Raw genomic sequence first — 17,247 nt, forward strand, 5'->3', positions numbered from 1 at the left:
ATTTTATTGCAAAACACTTATAAAACGGTATAACACGCCCTAATCATGATGATGAGATTGCGCTTCTTTATCTATAATCGTTTGATCGTAATACATCCCCCTTTGAGGATCCTCCAAATAATAAGAAAACAAACAATCTGTCATGAGTAATATCGGAAATTGCGGTGAAATGACATTGCCATACGATAAATGTTTAGCTGCTGCTAACAACAAAATTTCATCACATCCGAATTCATGTGCATTAAAATTTCGGGTCGTCATCAAAACAGTTTGTGCACCTTGTGCTTTGGCACGTTTTAATGCATGTAGGACGGAACTTGTTTTGCCTGAAATTGAAGCACCAATCACGAGACATGACGCATCTACTAATAAATTATTCCAGACAAGCATGTCATTATCTTCAATCACTTCACAAATAATGCCGAGTCTCATAAATCTCATTTTCATTTCTTTTAATGCCAGCGCCGAACTTCCCTTTCCATAAAGATATACACGTTCAGCTTGATTAATCATCTCTTTAATATGTTCTAACTGACTTTCATTGAGAATCGAATAATTTTTACGAAGCATCTCTTCATAATCAAACAAAACTTTTTGTATTAAATCTTTGTATGCGAGAATGTCCTCTTTTTCACGCATCATTTCTCTATAATGAAACAAAAATTCTCTAAAACCCGTGAAACCACACTTTTTCGCAAACCGTGTTAATGTTGCTTTTGACACGTGCAGTTGGTGGCTAAACATTTCAGACGATAAATCCTCAACAGTTACTTGTTTCAGAAAAAATTGTGCGACCTCTTTTTCTGTTGTTGTCATATTTTCAAGATTCGATTCAATCATAGGAACGAGTACCTTATAAAATCTCATTGTTCACACCTCATCGTTGCAAGCGTTTACAAATTTAATTGTATGCCGTTTCGTTCTACTTTTCAAGCAATACTATTATTTTAGAAACGAGTTTCAGAATAAATATAATATCGTTTATAAATAACTTTCTGATTGGCTTTCGGTTCATTTTTAATTCGTTAACTGACACTATTACCCAAATCCCTCTTCTTAGCCGACATGTGTGACAAGTTTGTTTCAATCCTTAAATTTCCCAAATAATAGTTTTGAATTTTAGTAAATGTTAGTTTATATATTCATATAGAAATGGTATATTTTAAAACGTGGACTTGTTAATGAAAGACAAAATGTTTAATAGAAATAGAGGAGTGTAAGTAATGAACATGGTCGCACTATTAATTGGCTTAGGACCGCTCATTGGTTGGGGTCTTTTTCCTACAATCGCATCAAAATTTGGAGGTAAACCAGTCAATCAGATTATCGGCGCTACTGTTGGGACACTGATTTTCGCAATTGCCTTTTTTATATTTTCAGGGCGTCAATTCCCAACAGGACTAGATTTGTTTTTCGCCTTACTCTCAGGAGCTGGCTGGTGTTTTGGTCAAATTATGACTTTCAAAGCATTTGAATATATCGGGTCTTCTCGTGCAATGCCTATCACAACAGCTTTCCAATTACTCGGTGCATCACTTTGGGGTGTATTCGCATTAGGTAACTGGCCAGGTGTTACAAATAAACTGATTGGTTTTGCCGCATTAATCGTGATTTTAATTGGCGCATGGATGACAGTTTGGAGTGAAGATGCACAAGAAACAAAAAGTAGTAACTTGAGAAAAGCAGTCCTTATCCTATTAATCGGTGAAATTGGATATTGGCTTTACTCTGCTGCACCACAAGCGACAGACATTGGTGGTAAAGTAGCATTTTTACCACAAGCCATTGGAATGGTATTGTCGGCCATCATTTATGGTTTAATGACAATGAAAAAAGACAATCCATTCAACAAGAAAGTTACATGGTTGCAAATCATTTCTGGTTTCTTCTTTGCTTTCGCAGCATTGACATATTTAATCTCAGCACAACCTGATATGAATGGTTTAGCAACAGGTTTCATCTTATCTCAAACTTCAGTTGTTTTAGCTACGCTAACAGGTATTTATTTCTTGAATCAGCGTAAAACTTCAAAAGAAATGTTTATCACAATCATTGGTTTAATTTTGATTTTAGCAGCCGCAACAGTCACTGTATTTATTAAATAATATCCAGAGGTGAAGAGAATGAAAAAAGCAGCTTTACTTAACAGCCACGTTTCTCAAGTTATTGCAACAATGGGTCACTTCGACTTGTTGACCGTCAATGATGCAGGGATGCCAATTCCTAATGATGACAGAAGAATCGATTTAGCTGTAACAAAAGCATTACCGCTCTTTATCGATGTATTAGCAACAGTGTTAGAAGAATTAAAAATCCAAAAAATTTATATCGCCGAAGAAATTAAAACACATAACCCGACACAATTGAAACAAATTAAAGCATTGATTGATCAAGATGTCGAGATTGCGTTTATTCCACACTCAGAAATGAAATCATATTTAAGTCACCCATTGAATAAAGGTAATATTCGCACTGGTGAAATCACTCCGTTTTCTAATATTATTTTAGAATCTGACGTGACATTTTAAATCAATCTAAAATAAGCCCTTCCAACGCGTTCGTGATGATTGCGTTATGGAGGGGCCTTTTTGTTGAGGGGGGACAGTTGCTGTTGATTTTATGCGCTTAAGCATTAGATCACTGCTGATTATATCGTATTAAACTTGATGCCTATTTCTTAACATCACCACCCAAATAAAAAATAGACTGTTCAAACACGTCGTCATCACGTCTGAACAGTCTTTTGATCATATTGTATTTTATGAATAGATTTGATGCAAAATAAGATTAAAAATGGCTACAAGTCCACGTTCAAACAAATTGAGCACTAAAAAGGCTACAATCGGTGAAATATCAACTAGACCTAATGGCGGAATGATACGTCGAAATGGTTCTAAAAATGGCTCATAAATTTTTGACATCCATCTTCCAACTGCGCTTTCTCTTGCACCTGGTAACCACGACATAAAAATGTAAATAATCATTCCAAATGTGTAAGCTTTAACAATAAACAGTAGAAATTCAAGGATGGATGTTAATAACTCGATGTTCATAGCATACTCCCTTATTTATAATGATTTTCCATAGATTCGATATGATCGGTAATACTACCCGCAACTTCGACATTGTCTGGTGTACATAAGAAAATATCTGCACCAACACGTTGAATATCGCCACCAATCGCATAAACGGTACCACTTAAAAAGTCGATAATACGTTTTGCAGAAACTTGATCAATACGTTGAAGATTCACAAGTGTGGCACGACGATTTTTCAATTCATCTGCAATGTCTTGTGTATCAGAAAATACACGTGGTTCAAATAAACACATTTTAGAACTCCCATTTTGATAAGTATCTTGTGTTGGGCTCATATTCACCACATTCCCTTGCTCTTGTTTTTGGGCAACTTGCAACTGTTTATCATTTTGAGAAGATTTGGAACGTGAAGCTTGACGTTTGGGTACGGATTGGACTGCTCTTGGACGCTCAGATTGTTGTTTGTTCGCTTGTTGTTGCACTTGCTGTTGCTCACGTTCACGACGGCGTTCTTCTTCTTGAATGAAATCTTCATCTTCCTCTTCTTCAATTGTGAAAAAATTGTTGAACAAATCTTTTATAGCCAATGGATTCACTCCTCTTTTCCTACAAGACGCGTTCCAATTCTAACAAATGTGGCACCCTTTTTCGTGGCAATATGATAATCATTACTCATACCCATCGAAAGCTCTGTACAAGGTGCATATGTAAGGTTCAATGATTGGACTTCATCGCGTTTATTTTTAAGTTTTTCAAAAATGTCTTCTAATTCAGCTTCATTATCTGTGTATGGTGCCATCGTCATCAGACCTACAACACGAATATGGTCATAGTCCACTAACTTTTCAATGAAGGGGATAACCTCTTCTAAAGCAATGCCATGTTTAGATGCTTCACCAGAAACGTTCACTTGGACAAAACATTTGATTTCATGTTCTGCGCGTTTACTAATTTCTTTGGCCAAACTTTGACGGTCTAATGCATGTAAATAGTCAATATCATTAATGACTTCTTTCACTTTACGTGACTGCAAAGAACCAATAAAATGCATGTGGACATCGTCTGGTAAAGCTGCTTTTTTCTCTAAAAAACCTTCGATGCGGTTCTCACCAAAATGACGAATGCCTGCTTCATAAGCTTCTTTCGCTCGGTTTATTGTAACATATTTTGTGACAGCAATCACGTGAGGTCTTGTTGGGTCCTCACGAAAAGTCACATTTTCAGTTATGGTGTGCTCTATTTCTGCTAAGTTTGTCTTCACTGACATTTAATCATCTCCACTTTCATTCAATGATTGAGAAATAAATGCTAACATTCTTCCCGTTTTTCCTTTTTCTAAACGATACGAGAAAAATAAATCCAAGTCTTCGGAAGTTGCATATTCTGTACGATAAATATGGTCACGTGGCACGCCGTATTGTTCTAACAATAGTTGGTTCGCATATTTCAAATCAATTCCATGACGGTCTTCATCACGCGTTTCAATATAAGCTGCACTGTCAATCGGCAGTTGCTGAAATTGTTTGAAAATATCATCATTAATTTCATAACTATCTGATGTTGCTGGACCAATAACCACGTATAAGTCGTTGTAATCATAAGGAAATTGGTCTAATACACGATGTACAATAGTTGCGACAGTGCCCCGCCAACCTGCATGTGCCAAAGCAATAAAGTGATGAGAAGGGCTATAAAAGTAAATCGGCACACAGTCTGCATAACACATCGTCAACATCGTATCCTCATCATATGTGAACATCGCATCGATACCATAAAGTGTGTCTTTCGAAAGTGCATCGATATTTTTACCACGATCCGCTTGAGTCACTTCTACGACATTTGCTTCGTGTGTCTGTATTGGAAAGACCCATTGCGCTCTCGGAATACCGATTTCTTGTGCCAATACTTCCTGATGATGGGTAATATTTTCCGGCTTATCATCAATATATCTTGCCATGTTGAATGCTGCATTTGGATATGCACTCACGCCATCACCTCTTGTCGTGATGCCAATTTGAACACCTTGTACTAAACTCGGCTGGTAAGATAAATGATGTCCCTTTTTCGTAAATAATTCCATCTTCATCCCTCCTTTTTTACTTTTATCTATTAAAAACTGCTAGGACATTGATGAAGTGACAATTGTCCTAGCAGTTCTTGACATCCTATGTAAGATAAATATCACACTTTATCCTGTTGATAGGTGTACTTTATATTTCAACATATCACACGATTAACGACGTGTTCTTCTTGAGCGTCTTTCTTCTCTGTTACGAATAAAGCTTGGAATATCGTCGTCCGCTGTCGTATGGCTACGTCCACTTTCAACTTCTTTATCTTGTGTTGAAGTTTGACCAGTGTGCCCACCACCGAAGCTAGATTCTTTTGAGCTTGTTGGTGTAGCACTTGCACCGAAGCCAGAGTGACCTTGTTTACGGGCTTGTGATGAAGGCTTATCTTCAAAACCTGTTGCGATCACAGTAACAACAATTTCATCTTGTAATTCTGGGTTAATGACTGTACCAAAGATCATGTTCACATCTTCATCTGCAGCGTCTTGTACGATGTCAGCAGCTTCTTGTGCTTCGAATAAAGATAATGATTCGCCACCAGTAATGTTCATTAACACACCTTGTGCACCTACGATTGATGTTTCAAGTAAAGGAGAAGAAATGGCTTTTTTAGCCGCTTCAACTGCACGGTTTTCACCAGATGATACACCGATACCCATTAATGCAGAACCTTGGTTTGACATGATTGTTTTAACGTCAGCAAAGTCGAGGTTCACTTCACCAGATACTGCAATTAAATCAGAAATACCTTGTACACCTTGACGTAATACGTTGTCAGCTTCTTTAAATGCTTCCATCATTGGTGTAGATTTGTCTACAATATCTAACAAGCGATCATTAGGAATGACAATTAATGTATCAACAGCAGCTTTCATTGCTTCAACACCCGCAGCAGCTTGTGTTTGACGTTTACGACCTTCGAAACTGAATGGACGTGTCACAACACCCACTGTTAAAGCGCCCATCTCTTTAGCGATTTTGGCTACAACAGGTGCTGCACCTGTACCAGTACCGCCACCCATACCAGCAGTTACGAATACCATGTCTGCACCTTGGATCGCATCTTCAATTTGTTCACGTGATTCTTCTGCAGCTTTCTTACCAATTTCAGGGTTCGCACCTGCACCTAATCCACGTGTTAACTTTTCACCAATTTGGATTTTAGATTCTGCTTTAGATAAGTTTAAAGCTTGTCCATCTGTGTTAATTGCAATAAATTCAACATTGTTCATACCGTGGTCAATCATTCGGTTAACAGCATTATTACCGCCACCACCGACACCGATGACTTTAAGTGTCGCTAAATGATTAAATCCTTGTTCAAATTCTAACATTTAAATTTCCTCCTAATCTTTGTAGCCAATCAATCAAACAGTGATTTCATAATCTTCTTGAACTTACTTTCTTCTTGTTTAGGTTCTCCGTGTTCATGTCCATCAATGTCTTCATATACCTCTTCCGAAGTATCATCGTCGACAAATTCAGAATTTGCCGTGTCTTGTGATTGTTGTTTTTTTGGTTTTTTCTTGAAGAATGACTCAAAACCACTTGATTTATGTTCTTGTCGTTTTGAATCGCTTTCAATGATTTCTTCTTCAATTTCTTCATTATCATGATTACTAATTGTAACATAATCCAATAGCTCATCGAAAGCAATACTACTAGAAATTGTGGAAATTGCTGAAGAAAATTCTGGTTTTCTTACTCCCATTTGTGAAGGTGTATGAATGCGTACTTTTTCATTCACCATATCGAGAAGTAATTCTTTCACACCAAGTAAGTTAGCAGAACCACCTGTCACTACAAATCCACCATTGACTTTCGTTAAACCTAACTCTTGTAAAACATCGAATACTTTAATGAGAATGTCTTCAACACGTGCTTCAATGACATCACTCAGCTCTTTTTGTGTAAATTGTGCAGGTTCATCAGAGTCAAGTTGGTTTACAGTAAACACATCTTGGTCTGAAGCTGAATCATAAAATGCATGTCCGTATTGTTGCTTAATCTTTTCTGCTGTATCATATGTAGTATTTAAAAATTGAGCAATATCTTCTGTGATATGACGCCCTGCCATGAAAACGACATCCGCATCGACGAGTTCTCCGCGTTCATAAAACGCAATCTGAGTTAAATCTTCACCGATATCAATCACACATGCACCAAGTTCTCTTTCAGTTGCAGTTAATGCGGAACGGTAATTCAATGCATCAGAATAAACGTCTAATACATCCACACCACAAGCTTCTACGCATTTAATCATATTAATTAAAATCGATTGATTAATCGCAATGACGCCCGCATCCACTTGTAAAGAGTGACGCGCGACAAGCTCTTTTGGATCTGAAACTTCATTGTTGTCATCCACGATAAAGCGAATCGGGAATGTATCAATGACTTCCGTTTCAGGTTCCGTATTTTTTTCACGAATTCCTTCAAGCACCTCTTCAATATGTGTGCCGTTAATTTCTGTATCTTGATGAAATTCGATTTTATTTGTTTCATCAAAAACTTCAGTACTAATGATTGGTAGCTTTAAAAATACTTCTTTAATATCCACACTTGAAGCGATTGAAGCTTTCTTTATCGTATCTTTAATGGCCTGTTTAGCAAGGTCGAAATCATCAATCAAACCATTCTTGATTCCATTTGTATAGGTCTGCCCTGTACCTATCACATTAATTCCGTTATGAAATTTTTCACCAACAATCGCTTTCACGCTTGATGAGCCGATATCTACACTAACATAATAATGCTCTTCCATAGATAGGCACCTCCTGACATTTCTTTACATAATTAAGCTATTTTAAGTTTACAATAACACACTATCAATGTGAACTATAAACACAGTGGAATTTCAACTTTTTATCACATTTATATATTAATGTAATCTTTTTGTAACGCGCAATCATCTATTTACAAGGTAGATGGCGGCTCAAAATCATTATGATAACAAAATATTTTTGAGCCTCAACTTTGCTATTCCGATGATTCTTCATCTTTAATCTTGTTCAAAGCCTTTTGTAAATCATCTTTAGCTTTGTCTTCACTCGCTGTACCACTTTGAACTTCTTTGGCGCTCGCCGAACTTGTTTGTCCGTTGTTCACATTGTCATAAGGAATAAATGTCGCACCAACTGATAAATCTATAAAACCAGATTTTTTCAATTTGCCTGTTTCATCTTTTTCTAAAGCTTGTGACATACTTGGATAGTATTTCAACTTTTCAGCAATGGTGTTTGTATTCCCAACGACTTCAATCCCATCACGCATGAACAGTTTAATTAAATGGGGTTGATCTTTTTGTGGTGCACTCACAATTTCTGAAATTTGTGCCCGCGTCGTTCGATCCATTTTTTGTAAAGCATCAATGAGATTGCGTTTTTCAGCACCTTTAAACCCTTCAATGTAAGGTGCTTCATTCGGTACTTCCTGTTTATAATCTTTTAACACTTTGCCATTTTCAATCATTGGGACCACACGTGACTTTTCTGTCGTGATTGCGATGATAGTATGTTCTTTCACGTTGACCTCGATCGGATTGAACAGTCCTTTTTCAATCGTCACTTCATCAATCAATTCGTTTTGTTTCAAACGTGTCTCAGCATCATCAGAACTATAGGCGTAAATGCGTGGATGGTTTTGAATATCCAGCTCTTTCAAGATATCTTGCTTAGACACATAATGGTTCCCTTTAATGTCAGCACTTTTAATGTGACTGATAGGTGTAAACATATAAACCAGGATCAATAAAACAATGACAACGAGTATCCCGACAATCATACGTTGAACACGACGTTGCTGAATACGTTGCTTTTTTCTCTTTTCTTTTAAATATTCGTTATTAATCTTGGGTATTTCTTTTGTCATCAATCGTCACATCCTTTAATGTGATGGCAAATGTGCTCTGAAAGCTTCAATAAAACGTTCTCCACGTTGTTCAAAGGTGTCATATTGATCCCAACTTGCACAAGCAGGGGATAATAATACAACATCATTCGGTTCGATGACAACTTGGACTTTAGCTACAGCATCTGTCACATCTTTTGCTCGAATGACATACTTTCCTTGACTCTCTCCTAGCTTCACAAATTTATCTTGTGTTTCACCAAACGTCACCATTACGCGCACATTGTTCATATACGGAATCAGTTCGTCAAAACCATTTCCACGGTCTAAACCACCACATAACCAAATGACAGGTTGCTTGAATGAACTTAACGCAAATTGTGTCGCTAATGTATTCGTTGCTTTAGAATCGTTGTAGTATTTATTCGTTTTGTTATTGCCAATGTATTGCAGACGATGTGCAATGCCTGAAAACGTAGACAACGATTGGACGATAGCACTAATGGACACCCCTGCTAAAATCGCCGCCATGACTGCTGCTAAAATGTTTTCTAAGTTGTGTTCACCTGGTAATACGATATCATCTAAATGAATGAGACGTACACCGTTATAAACAATATACTCTTTTTCAACATAAATACCGTCTACACGATGTTGCGTAGAAAAGTATAAAATTTTAGCTCGAATTTTCGATGTATCAATGAGGTGTCTTTGTTTATCATTGAAAATTAAATAGTCGCTCTCAGTTTGATTTTCAAAAATACGTTTTTTCGCATTTTGATAGTTTTCAAGATTTTCATGGTAATCTAAATGCGCTGAATAAAGATTTGTGATGATCGCGATGTGCGGACGATAATGTTCAATACCGAGCAATTGGAACGAAGACAATTCCGTCACTAAATACTCATCTGTCTTCACTTCTTGTGCGACTTTTGATGCAACGAAACCAATATTTCCCGACAAACGGCCATTTTCACGGCTTTTGTTAAACATGTCACCGATTAATGACGTTACTGTCGTTTTACCATTTGTCCCAGTAATGCCTATAATTGGTGCTTCAGAAATTAAATAACTTAATTCTACTTCTGTTAAAATTTTCAATCCTTGTTTTTGTGCTTCTTGAATAATAGGTACTGTATATGGAATACCTGGGTTTTTGAAAATGATCGGTGCCTCATCTAATAACGCAAGCGGATGTGCACCACTGACGACACTAATGCCTAAGTCCTCTAAATCTTTCGCGTGAGCATCGTTTGATAAATCATTGCCATCGTTCACCGTCACCTCAGCGCCTATACGATGTAACAATTTCGCTGCTTCATAACCACTTTTCGCCATACCGATAACGAGTACTTTTTTACCTCTAAGCCCTGTATAATGTATCAATTAATTCACTCCCATCCATAAACCGATTAAACCAGTAATTAATCCTACTGACCAGAATACAGTCACAACTTTCCATTCACTCCAACCGACTAATTCGAAATGATGATGTAATGGACTCATCTTAAAGACACGCTTTCCTGTTAACTTGAATGATGTCACTTGAATCATCACTGACAATGTTTCTAGTACGAAAACGAGACCGATGAATAACAAAGATATTTCTTGGTTTAACATAATTGAAATTGTAGCGAAAATACCCCCTAGCGCTAAACTTCCTGTATCCCCCATGAACACTTTCGCTGGGTTAATATTATATGGAAGAAAGCCGGCTAAAGCTGCGACCATGATAATACAAAATACGCCAATTGCTGGTTGTTCAAGCGCAAAACTCATAATGGCATACATCGTAAAACCAATAATAGATAACCCTGTCGCTAAACCATCAAGACCGTCTGTTAAATTAACTGCATTAGAAAAACCAACTTGCCAGAATACGATAAAAATTACATAAGCAAATGATAACGGGATACTCACATCTGTAAACGGAATATGAATATCTGTAGAGAAATTAAACGCGTTAAAACCTTTAGCGACAATAAAGAAAATGACTGCGATTGCGATTTGCGCTAAAAATTTCTGCTTACTTGTAAGCCCTTGGTTGTTTTTCTTCACTACAATAATATAGTCATCAATAAAGCCAATTAAACCAAAACCAATTGTGACAAAGAGTAGTAGCAGCAATGGACTTGCTGGTTCTACAAAAATACTTGCGATTATCGTTGTAACAATTGCACCAATTAAAAATGTTAACCCACCCATCGTTGGTGTACCTGTTTTTTTCATATGACTTTGCGGACCTTCTTCACGAATGCTCTGACCAAATTTCATCCTTTTTAATGTTGGAATCAAAATCGGTACTAAAACTGCTGTAATAACAAATGCGATAATTGCGCTAATCAATCCCATAATATTCTCCTTATCTTATCTTCTCTTCTTTTGCTCACATTCTTAGTCATTCTAAACATGATGCGATCACTTCAATGCGCGTATTCGTATAAGTCGACTGAAGTGATTGCATTCATGGCCGTTCTTTTCAACTTACGCATCGTCATAAACATCAACATGCCGTGATAGCCTTTCGCACAGTGTCTGTTTATCACGTTGCCTATTCTGTTTTTTGGGAATCTAATGTTACTTCAAGTTTAGTGTTTTTATCTATCGCTGACTGTGGTGTTTTCGATTGCGACTTCACAAAACCACTGCCTTTGACATCAATTTTGATATCTGTCAATGATTGGAAGGCGACAATATCATCTCTTGTCCATCCTGTCATATCTGGCATTGTTAAATCACCTTCAGTTAACAAGAGGACATTACTATTTGGCAATAATCGACCATTTGATGACGGCGATTGACTCACAACTTTTTTACCATTACCAATGACAATTGGGTTGAGTTTTTTACCTCTAATCTCATCTTCAGCACGTTGTACACTACGATTTTCAACATCTGGAACATTGCTGATCTTCGTTTTGCTGTCATCTACTTCATTATCGCCGACATTTAAATATTGTAAAGTGTTTTTCATAATCGGATTAAATGCTTTGCTGACACCCATTTCGTATGCTTCTTGATCGTTCTTTTGCGCTAAGCTCATCCCTGCATAAACAACAACACGCGGATTTTTACTTGGCGCATGCCCCATAAAGCTCACAAAATATGGATTAGGTCCTTTCACATAGCCGCCATTTTCAGGGTCAGCCACCTGTGCAGTACCTGTTTTACCACCAATACGATATCCGTCTACACGATAGTTTTTCGCATGGCTATCTTCACTGTTCACCACTTCATCCAATTGTTTGTTCACTTTCTTCGCTGTATCGTTTTTAATCGGTTTGCCCGTAACTTCGCGTTCACCTTTATAATATGTGTTTTTAGTCACAGGATTTACAATGGATTGGACGAAGTATGGGCGTAACATTTCGCCTTTATTGAAAAATGCCGATTGCGCTTGCAACATTTGTGCCGGCGTGACTGTTGTCGATTGACCGAACGCAGATGTTTTTTGCATCAATTCATTTTCCCAGGCAATATTGCCGGATTGTTCACCATCAAACAAACTTCGCGTTGACTTGCCAAAACCGAACTTTTCATACCAAGACTTCATTTTGTCTGCACCGACAAGGTCTTGAAGGCGCATCATCAAAGTATTAGATGAATACGTGAAGCCGAGACTCATATCAATTTCGCCCCAACCTTTTTTATTCCAGTCATAAATACGTGACCCTTGAATATCTCTGTAACCCGATTGATATTTACGGTCTGGTTTAAATTCCCCTTCTTGAATCGCTGCGGCTAAACCAAAACTTTTGAATGTCGAACCTGGTTCATACGTATTTTGATATAAATCATTCGCCCATTTTTTACCAAAATCTTCACCTGTATCTGGATTGAATGTTGGACGCTGACTATAAGCTAAGATTTCACCTGTTTTCGCATCCATGACAACGGCGAAGATGTCTTTTGGTTCATAATGCTCAACCATTTTATCTAATGCTTCTTCCACAAAGACTTGAATATTAGAATCAATCGTTAAATGCACATCATCGCCACGTTGCGGTGCGACTTCATTTTTCGAATTCGGAATAATGTAACCCCAAATATCTTTTGTAAATGAAGTATGGCCGGCTTTACCTTTAAGATAACTGTCGAAAATCTTTTCAACGCCTAAAGCCCCTTTTAATTTGCCGCTATCGGGATCTTTTTGTGCCATCCCAATCAAGTGTGAGGCGAACTTACCATTTGGATAAAAGCGCTTCACTTCTGGATAAAGTGTAATCCCAGGTAAATTCGCTTTTTCAATTTTTTCTTTATCTTGATAAGTCAGATTTTGACCCGATCGGCCGAACTCGACTTGGAATGCCTTTTTCGTGTTGAGACGCTTCTCGATGTCCTTTTCAGGCATATCGATAATTTTAGCGAGAACTTTAGCTGTTTTTTTCTTATCCACAACGTGACGTGGTTTGTCTGAATCTTTACTTGCTTGTGGATCAATAACTGCAGCCAAACGGAAACGGTCCACGTCTTCTGCCAAAACTTTACCGTTACGGTCATAAATCTTACCTCGTTCAGCATCTTCATCTAAATGAGATAAATATTTTTCATTTGCTTTGGCGATCAAGTCTTCTCCTGACGAGTGTCCTGTCAACATGACATAGCCATATCTTAAAACCAAAAGAAAAAAGAGCAGCCCGAAAACACCCATCAGGAGGACTGCTCCTAGCTTATTTTTTTTAATTTTAATTTTTCGTTTCGCCATCTTTACGCACTACCTTTACATTGTCGTTCTTCAAGCTCATCCCTTGATCTTCAGCCTTTTTATAAATGCGTTTGTACGATGAATTTTCCATTGTTTCAGACTTTAATGCGCTATTTTGACTTGTTTGCTTTTCTATTTTTTGATCTAAATCTGCAATTTTCCCTCTCGTATCATATGCATCCATTTTTAAAGATAGCATATAGATACTGATGACAGCAATAATCGTAACTAGCGTTATGTATAACATCTTTTCAAATCGTGTTAATTTGACAACAACTTGCTTCTTGATAGTTTGTTTTTGTGTCGATTGTTTTCTCTGTGGTTCGACTTGCGGTTGATAGGTATCATATATTCTTTCTACAGCCATAGTCTCTTTTTCGCCCCTCTATTTTAATATTTCGGCTACTCGAAGTTTTGCACTTCTCGCACGATGATTGTCTTCTAAGTCTGTCGCATCCGCTACGATTGGTTTTCGGTTCACACGTTTCAATTTAGGTGTGTACGCTTCTGGAAGTACGGGTAATCCTCTTGGGACGTCTGGCCCTTTTTCATACTCTTGAAACATTTGCTTACATAAACGATCTTCTAATGAATGGAAGGTGATAACAGAAATTCGTCCGTTCACTTTCACATGGTCAATCGCTTGTTCTAATGAATCTTCAAATGCAGCAAGTTCATCATTCACTGCAATACGAATCGCTTGAAATACACGTTTCGCAGGATGACCACCTTTACGTCGTGCTTTTGCTGGAATCCCTTCCTTAATACACGCCACTAGATCAAAAGTGGTTTCAATCGGTTGTTGCTGTCGTCTTGCTTCAATTTTTCGTGCGATTTGTTTCGAAAATTTTTCTTCCCCATATCGAAAAAAGATTTTTACGAGTGTTTCATAAGACCACGTATTGACAACTTCGTAGGCGGAAAGAGGTTGCGTTTGATCCATTCTCATGTCTAACTTGGCATTATGTTGGTAACTAAACCCTCGTTCTGGTACATCCAGTTGCGGGCTCGAAACACCTAAGTCATATAAAATGCCGTCCACTTTGTCTATGTTTAATTCAGCTAAAATATTAGCTAAATTTCTAAAGTTGTTATGTACAAACGTGACTTTATGTAAATCTTGTTGCAATTTTTCTTTAGCATGATTGATTGCCGTCATATCTTGATCAATCGCAATCAATCGACCTTCATCCGATAATTGATTCAGAAGATATTGCGAATGTCCTGCGCCACCTAACGTGCAATCAACATAGACGCCATCTTCTTTAATATTCAGTTGGTCTACAGTTTCTTTTAATAACACGCTAATGTGATGAAACACCGCGAACCCTCCGTTTTTTAAAAATCAAAATCAATTAAGTCTTCTGCAATCTCTTCAAAGCTCTCTTCAGATTCATCATAGAAATCATTCCAAGTGTTGCGATCCCAAATCTCAATTCGATTTGACACACCAATCACCGTACATTCTTTGTCAAGATGTGCGTACTCTCTTAATTTAGCTGGGATGTTAATTCTCCCTTGTTTATCGATTTCCACTTCGATAGCACCTGAGAAGAACATGCGCACAAACTTACGTGCATCACGTTTAGTTAAAGGTAAGGATTTCATTTTCTCCTCAATCGTTTGCCATTCTTCAAGTGTGTAACCAAATAAACATTTATCAAGGCCTCTTGTGAGAATAAAACGTTCATTTAAGTCATAACGAAATTTTGATGGTACTATCATACGGCCTTTAGCATCGAGTTTATTTTCGTATTCACCCATGAACATTCTATTATCACCTCACCTTTATTCTAATTTACCACATCTCACCACTATCCTCCACTAATTCTGTAAAAATCTCCAATATTTATCAAAATAGACACAAAAAAAGAACCCTGCTCATATTAAGAAGGGTTCTCAAACCGTTGATATTATCATGTTTTAATGACATATTGATCAAAAGAGTAACGAAGTGGAGGGAAAGTGGAGGACGTGTACATCTCCATCCCAAATTCATTTAATAATTGGAGTGGGTTCCAGATACGTTCTTGCAATCCCCCCATCGGATGTAACGTTTGTGACAATAAATGGAAGTGTCGCATACTAATTTCATTTTCACGCTCAATATTTTTAAGGTAACGTGACTGTAAATATTCATATTGATGGGTTTGGATTTGATGATTCTTCTTCAGTAACTTGCGCTGATCTTCCGAATCATTTAACTGTGCTTGCAAACGCTCATAAAAGGCATGTTGCTGGTCGAGCATTTGTTGCATATCCACAAGCACCTCTTCAGAAGCTTGAGCACGTACAAAACGTTGACGTGCTGCTTCCGTACCATTCGCAATCATATCTGCTAAATCAAGGTCATATGAAGCTAACAATTTTTCGATTTTAGGTGTCACATATGTGAAACGTAAGCGCGGCAATACAATCGGCATTTCAATGCCCATTTCATGAAAGACCGTTTGCAACTCTGCCCAGTATTTAATTTCACTCGGTCCACCGATAAATGCAACAGTGTTAAACAACCATTCTTCGGTAAGCGGACGCGTGACCACATTGTTAGAAAAATCTGTTGGTGTCGCTTCAATTTTTTGTAATAACGCTGCTTGACTGAACGTGACATCCGATTTACTTAAACGATAGACACCATCTTCATACTTTAATAACTGACGTTGCCCATCTTCATGCATGAACAAGTGGACATTTGTATCGGTTTGAATCATTGGTGTTAACCCAGCAGCACCTGTACGTTGTTGTTGCGTTCGAAAAGCGTTGTCAATCTGCTCGTGATGTTGAATGATTTGTTTGAACAACGGCACTTCTATTTCACGTAACGCTTCAAATTGGGCATCAATCAATAATAAGCCTGACTGACTAAAACATTCATGTACGATTTGTTTGAATAACGATGTCCAATTGTCTGCTTGATCGATAAAATGAGCAATTTGTTGATACAATACTTTCGAATGCGGTGTTTCAGGTAATGCTGCAAAATAATCAGTCAATGCTTGTTTCAATGCCGCTTTATCAGGGTCATAGCGGGACACATTGGACTCTGGTGGTGCCATCGTGTGATATTTCACTTTTTTCAGCGTCCCAGTTCGTTGTTGCATCACATACGTATGATTGACTTCATCAAAGTCGTGGTCCTCACCTGCAATCCAAAAGACTGGAACGACAGGCGTCTCATATGTAGATTCCAGTTCGTTGGCCTTAACGATGATAGAAATAATTTTATGGAAAGTATAAAGTGGACCAGTAAACAACCCTGCTTGTTGACCACCTACGACGACTTTCGCGCCATTTTCTAAAGCATCGAGTGCACGTTGTTGGGCTTCAGAAAGGTTTAAATCCGCCATATACGCGCGCACAACTTTCGCCATTTCATGTTCTCTACCATTGTTAGGTTGTTGCATACGGCGTGCATAACTTTCCTCTTCAACCGGATCATAATCAAAAAATTGCAATATATTTTCATCTTGTTGTTTTAAACGGTTTATAAATTGATCCGACTCATTGACTGTAATATTTAAACAATCCATGCTCATTTCTCCTTAAACAGTATTCCATAACAGTATAAAGGTTCCACACGCAC

Annotated in this window: 17 protein-coding genes; 2 read left to right on the plus strand and 15 right to left on the minus strand. The window is 37.6% G+C overall.

The genetic code is table 11. From position 1 onward, the window contains the following. Positions 1 to 39: 39 nt before the first annotated feature. Positions 40 to 867: a MurR/RpiR family transcriptional regulator gene (locus tag BJK46_RS04770; RefSeq protein ID WP_099987018.1), complete on the minus strand. Its 828-nt coding sequence runs from the start codon at positions 865 to 867 to the stop codon at positions 40 to 42. Positions 868 to 1,223: 356 nt separating this feature from the next. Here BJK46_RS04770 and rbsU point away from each other — a divergent pair, with 356 nt between their 5' ends. Beyond that, on the plus strand, positions 1,224 to 2,105 hold the full coding sequence (gene rbsU / locus BJK46_RS04775; protein WP_014614171.1) for a ribose/proton symporter RbsU: 882 nt from the start codon (positions 1,224 to 1,226) through the stop codon (positions 2,103 to 2,105). An 18-nt stretch (positions 2,106 to 2,123) separates the two neighbouring features. Next, positions 2,124 to 2,528 (plus strand): D-ribose pyranase, encoded by a 405-nt coding sequence (gene rbsD / locus BJK46_RS04780; RefSeq protein WP_063278833.1) that lies wholly within the window; start codon positions 2,124 to 2,126, stop codon positions 2,526 to 2,528. 231 nt (positions 2,529 to 2,759) lie between these two features. Here the strand turns inward: rbsD and BJK46_RS04785 are convergent, their stop codons facing one another. From BJK46_RS04785 to bshC, 14 genes are all read right to left on the minus strand, one after another. Next, positions 2,760 to 3,053 carry a YggT family protein gene (locus BJK46_RS04785; protein WP_014614173.1) on the minus strand — a complete coding sequence of 98 codons (294 nt, stop codon included), beginning with the start codon at positions 3,051 to 3,053 and terminating at the stop codon, positions 2,760 to 2,762. Positions 3,054 to 3,064: 11 nt separating this feature from the next. Continuing rightward, positions 3,065 to 3,625 carry a cell division protein SepF gene (locus BJK46_RS04790; RefSeq protein ID WP_014614174.1) on the minus strand — a complete coding sequence of 187 codons (561 nt, stop codon included), beginning with the start codon at positions 3,623 to 3,625 and terminating at the stop codon, positions 3,065 to 3,067. A gap of 5 nt (positions 3,626 to 3,630) precedes the next feature. Continuing rightward, on the minus strand, positions 3,631 to 4,305 hold the full coding sequence (locus BJK46_RS04795; RefSeq protein ID WP_014614175.1) for a YggS family pyridoxal phosphate-dependent enzyme: 675 nt from the start codon (positions 4,303 to 4,305) through the stop codon (positions 3,631 to 3,633). Beyond that, a complete protein-coding gene (gene pgeF, locus BJK46_RS04800; RefSeq protein WP_099987016.1) occupies positions 4,306 to 5,118 on the minus strand; it encodes a peptidoglycan editing factor PgeF in 813 nt (270 codons plus the stop codon). 153 nt (positions 5,119 to 5,271) lie between these two features. After that, positions 5,272 to 6,444: a cell division protein FtsZ gene (gene ftsZ, locus BJK46_RS04805; RefSeq protein ID WP_014614177.1), complete on the minus strand. Its 1,173-nt coding sequence runs from the start codon at positions 6,442 to 6,444 to the stop codon at positions 5,272 to 5,274. Between the two features lie 29 nt (positions 6,445 to 6,473). Further along, a complete protein-coding gene (gene ftsA / locus BJK46_RS04810) occupies positions 6,474 to 7,874 on the minus strand; it encodes a cell division protein FtsA (RefSeq protein ID WP_037543248.1) in 1,401 nt (466 codons plus the stop codon). Positions 7,875 to 8,089: 215 nt separating this feature from the next. After that, positions 8,090 to 8,980, minus strand: coding sequence for a cell division protein FtsQ/DivIB (locus BJK46_RS04815; RefSeq protein ID WP_014614179.1), 891 nt, complete (start codon positions 8,978 to 8,980; stop codon positions 8,090 to 8,092). Positions 8,981 to 8,995: 15 nt separating this feature from the next. Further along, positions 8,996 to 10,345: a UDP-N-acetylmuramoyl-L-alanine--D-glutamate ligase gene (murD, locus tag BJK46_RS04820; RefSeq protein ID WP_015728993.1), complete on the minus strand. Its 1,350-nt coding sequence runs from the start codon at positions 10,343 to 10,345 to the stop codon at positions 8,996 to 8,998. After that, positions 10,346 to 11,311 (minus strand): phospho-N-acetylmuramoyl-pentapeptide-transferase, encoded by a 966-nt coding sequence (gene mraY / locus BJK46_RS04825; protein ID WP_015728992.1) that lies wholly within the window; start codon positions 11,309 to 11,311, stop codon positions 10,346 to 10,348. It abuts the gene before it with no gap. A gap of 199 nt (positions 11,312 to 11,510) precedes the next feature. Continuing rightward, positions 11,511 to 13,664, minus strand: coding sequence for a penicillin-binding protein (locus tag BJK46_RS04830; RefSeq protein ID WP_014614183.1), 2,154 nt, complete (start codon positions 13,662 to 13,664; stop codon positions 11,511 to 11,513). Continuing rightward, a complete protein-coding gene (gene ftsL / locus BJK46_RS04835; RefSeq protein ID WP_014614184.1) occupies positions 13,645 to 14,031 on the minus strand; it encodes a cell division protein FtsL in 387 nt (128 codons plus the stop codon). The genes BJK46_RS04830 and ftsL overlap by 20 nt, the downstream gene beginning before the upstream one ends. A gap of 18 nt (positions 14,032 to 14,049) precedes the next feature. Next, positions 14,050 to 14,985 (minus strand): 16S rRNA (cytosine(1402)-N(4))-methyltransferase RsmH, encoded by a 936-nt coding sequence (rsmH, locus tag BJK46_RS04840; RefSeq protein ID WP_014614185.1) that lies wholly within the window; start codon positions 14,983 to 14,985, stop codon positions 14,050 to 14,052. 17 nt (positions 14,986 to 15,002) lie between these two features. Continuing rightward, on the minus strand, positions 15,003 to 15,434 hold the full coding sequence (gene mraZ / locus BJK46_RS04845) for a division/cell wall cluster transcriptional repressor MraZ (protein WP_014614186.1): 432 nt from the start codon (positions 15,432 to 15,434) through the stop codon (positions 15,003 to 15,005). Positions 15,435 to 15,580: 146 nt separating this feature from the next. Then, positions 15,581 to 17,194, minus strand: coding sequence for a bacillithiol biosynthesis cysteine-adding enzyme BshC (bshC, locus tag BJK46_RS04850; protein WP_063278835.1), 1,614 nt, complete (start codon positions 17,192 to 17,194; stop codon positions 15,581 to 15,583). Positions 17,195 to 17,247 lie beyond the last annotated feature (53 nt).

Origin of the sequence: Staphylococcus pseudintermedius, from assembly GCF_001792775.2 — a bacterium.
In the GTDB taxonomy this organism is placed as follows: domain Bacteria; phylum Bacillota; class Bacilli; order Staphylococcales; family Staphylococcaceae; genus Staphylococcus; species Staphylococcus pseudintermedius.

Excerpts from the sequence above, each read along its gene's own strand:
- BJK46_RS04770 (WP_099987018.1), bottom strand. The coding sequence starts at position 867 with ATGAGATTTTATAAGGTACTCGTTCCTATGATTGAATCGAATCTTGAA.
- rbsU (WP_014614171.1), top strand. The coding sequence starts at position 1,224 with ATGAACATGGTCGCACTATTAATTGGCTTAGGACCGCTCATTGGTTGG.
- rbsD (WP_063278833.1), top strand. The coding sequence starts at position 2,124 with ATGAAAAAAGCAGCTTTACTTAACAGCCACGTTTCTCAAGTTATTGCA.
- BJK46_RS04785 (WP_014614173.1), bottom strand. The coding sequence starts at position 3,053 with ATGAACATCGAGTTATTAACATCCATCCTTGAATTTCTACTGTTTATT.
- BJK46_RS04795 (WP_014614175.1), bottom strand. The coding sequence starts at position 4,305 with ATGTCAGTGAAGACAAACTTAGCAGAAATAGAGCACACCATAACTGAA.
- pgeF (WP_099987016.1), bottom strand. The coding sequence starts at position 5,118 with ATGGAATTATTTACGAAAAAGGGACATCATTTATCTTACCAGCCGAGT.
- ftsZ (WP_014614177.1), bottom strand. The coding sequence starts at position 6,444 with ATGTTAGAATTTGAACAAGGATTTAATCATTTAGCGACACTTAAAGTC.
- ftsA (WP_037543248.1), bottom strand. The coding sequence starts at position 7,874 with ATGGAAGAGCATTATTATGTTAGTGTAGATATCGGCTCATCAAGCGTG.
- BJK46_RS04815 (WP_014614179.1), bottom strand. The coding sequence starts at position 8,980 with ATGACAAAAGAAATACCCAAGATTAATAACGAATATTTAAAAGAAAAG.
- mraY (WP_015728992.1), bottom strand. The coding sequence starts at position 11,311 with ATGGGATTGATTAGCGCAATTATCGCATTTGTTATTACAGCAGTTTTA.
- BJK46_RS04830 (WP_014614183.1), bottom strand. The coding sequence starts at position 13,664 with ATGGCGAAACGAAAAATTAAAATTAAAAAAAATAAGCTAGGAGCAGTC.
- ftsL (WP_014614184.1), bottom strand. The coding sequence starts at position 14,031 with ATGGCTGTAGAAAGAATATATGATACCTATCAACCGCAAGTCGAACCA.
- mraZ (WP_014614186.1), bottom strand. The coding sequence starts at position 15,434 with ATGTTCATGGGTGAATACGAAAATAAACTCGATGCTAAAGGCCGTATG.
- bshC (WP_063278835.1), bottom strand. The coding sequence starts at position 17,194 with ATGGATTGTTTAAATATTACAGTCAATGAGTCGGATCAATTTATAAAC.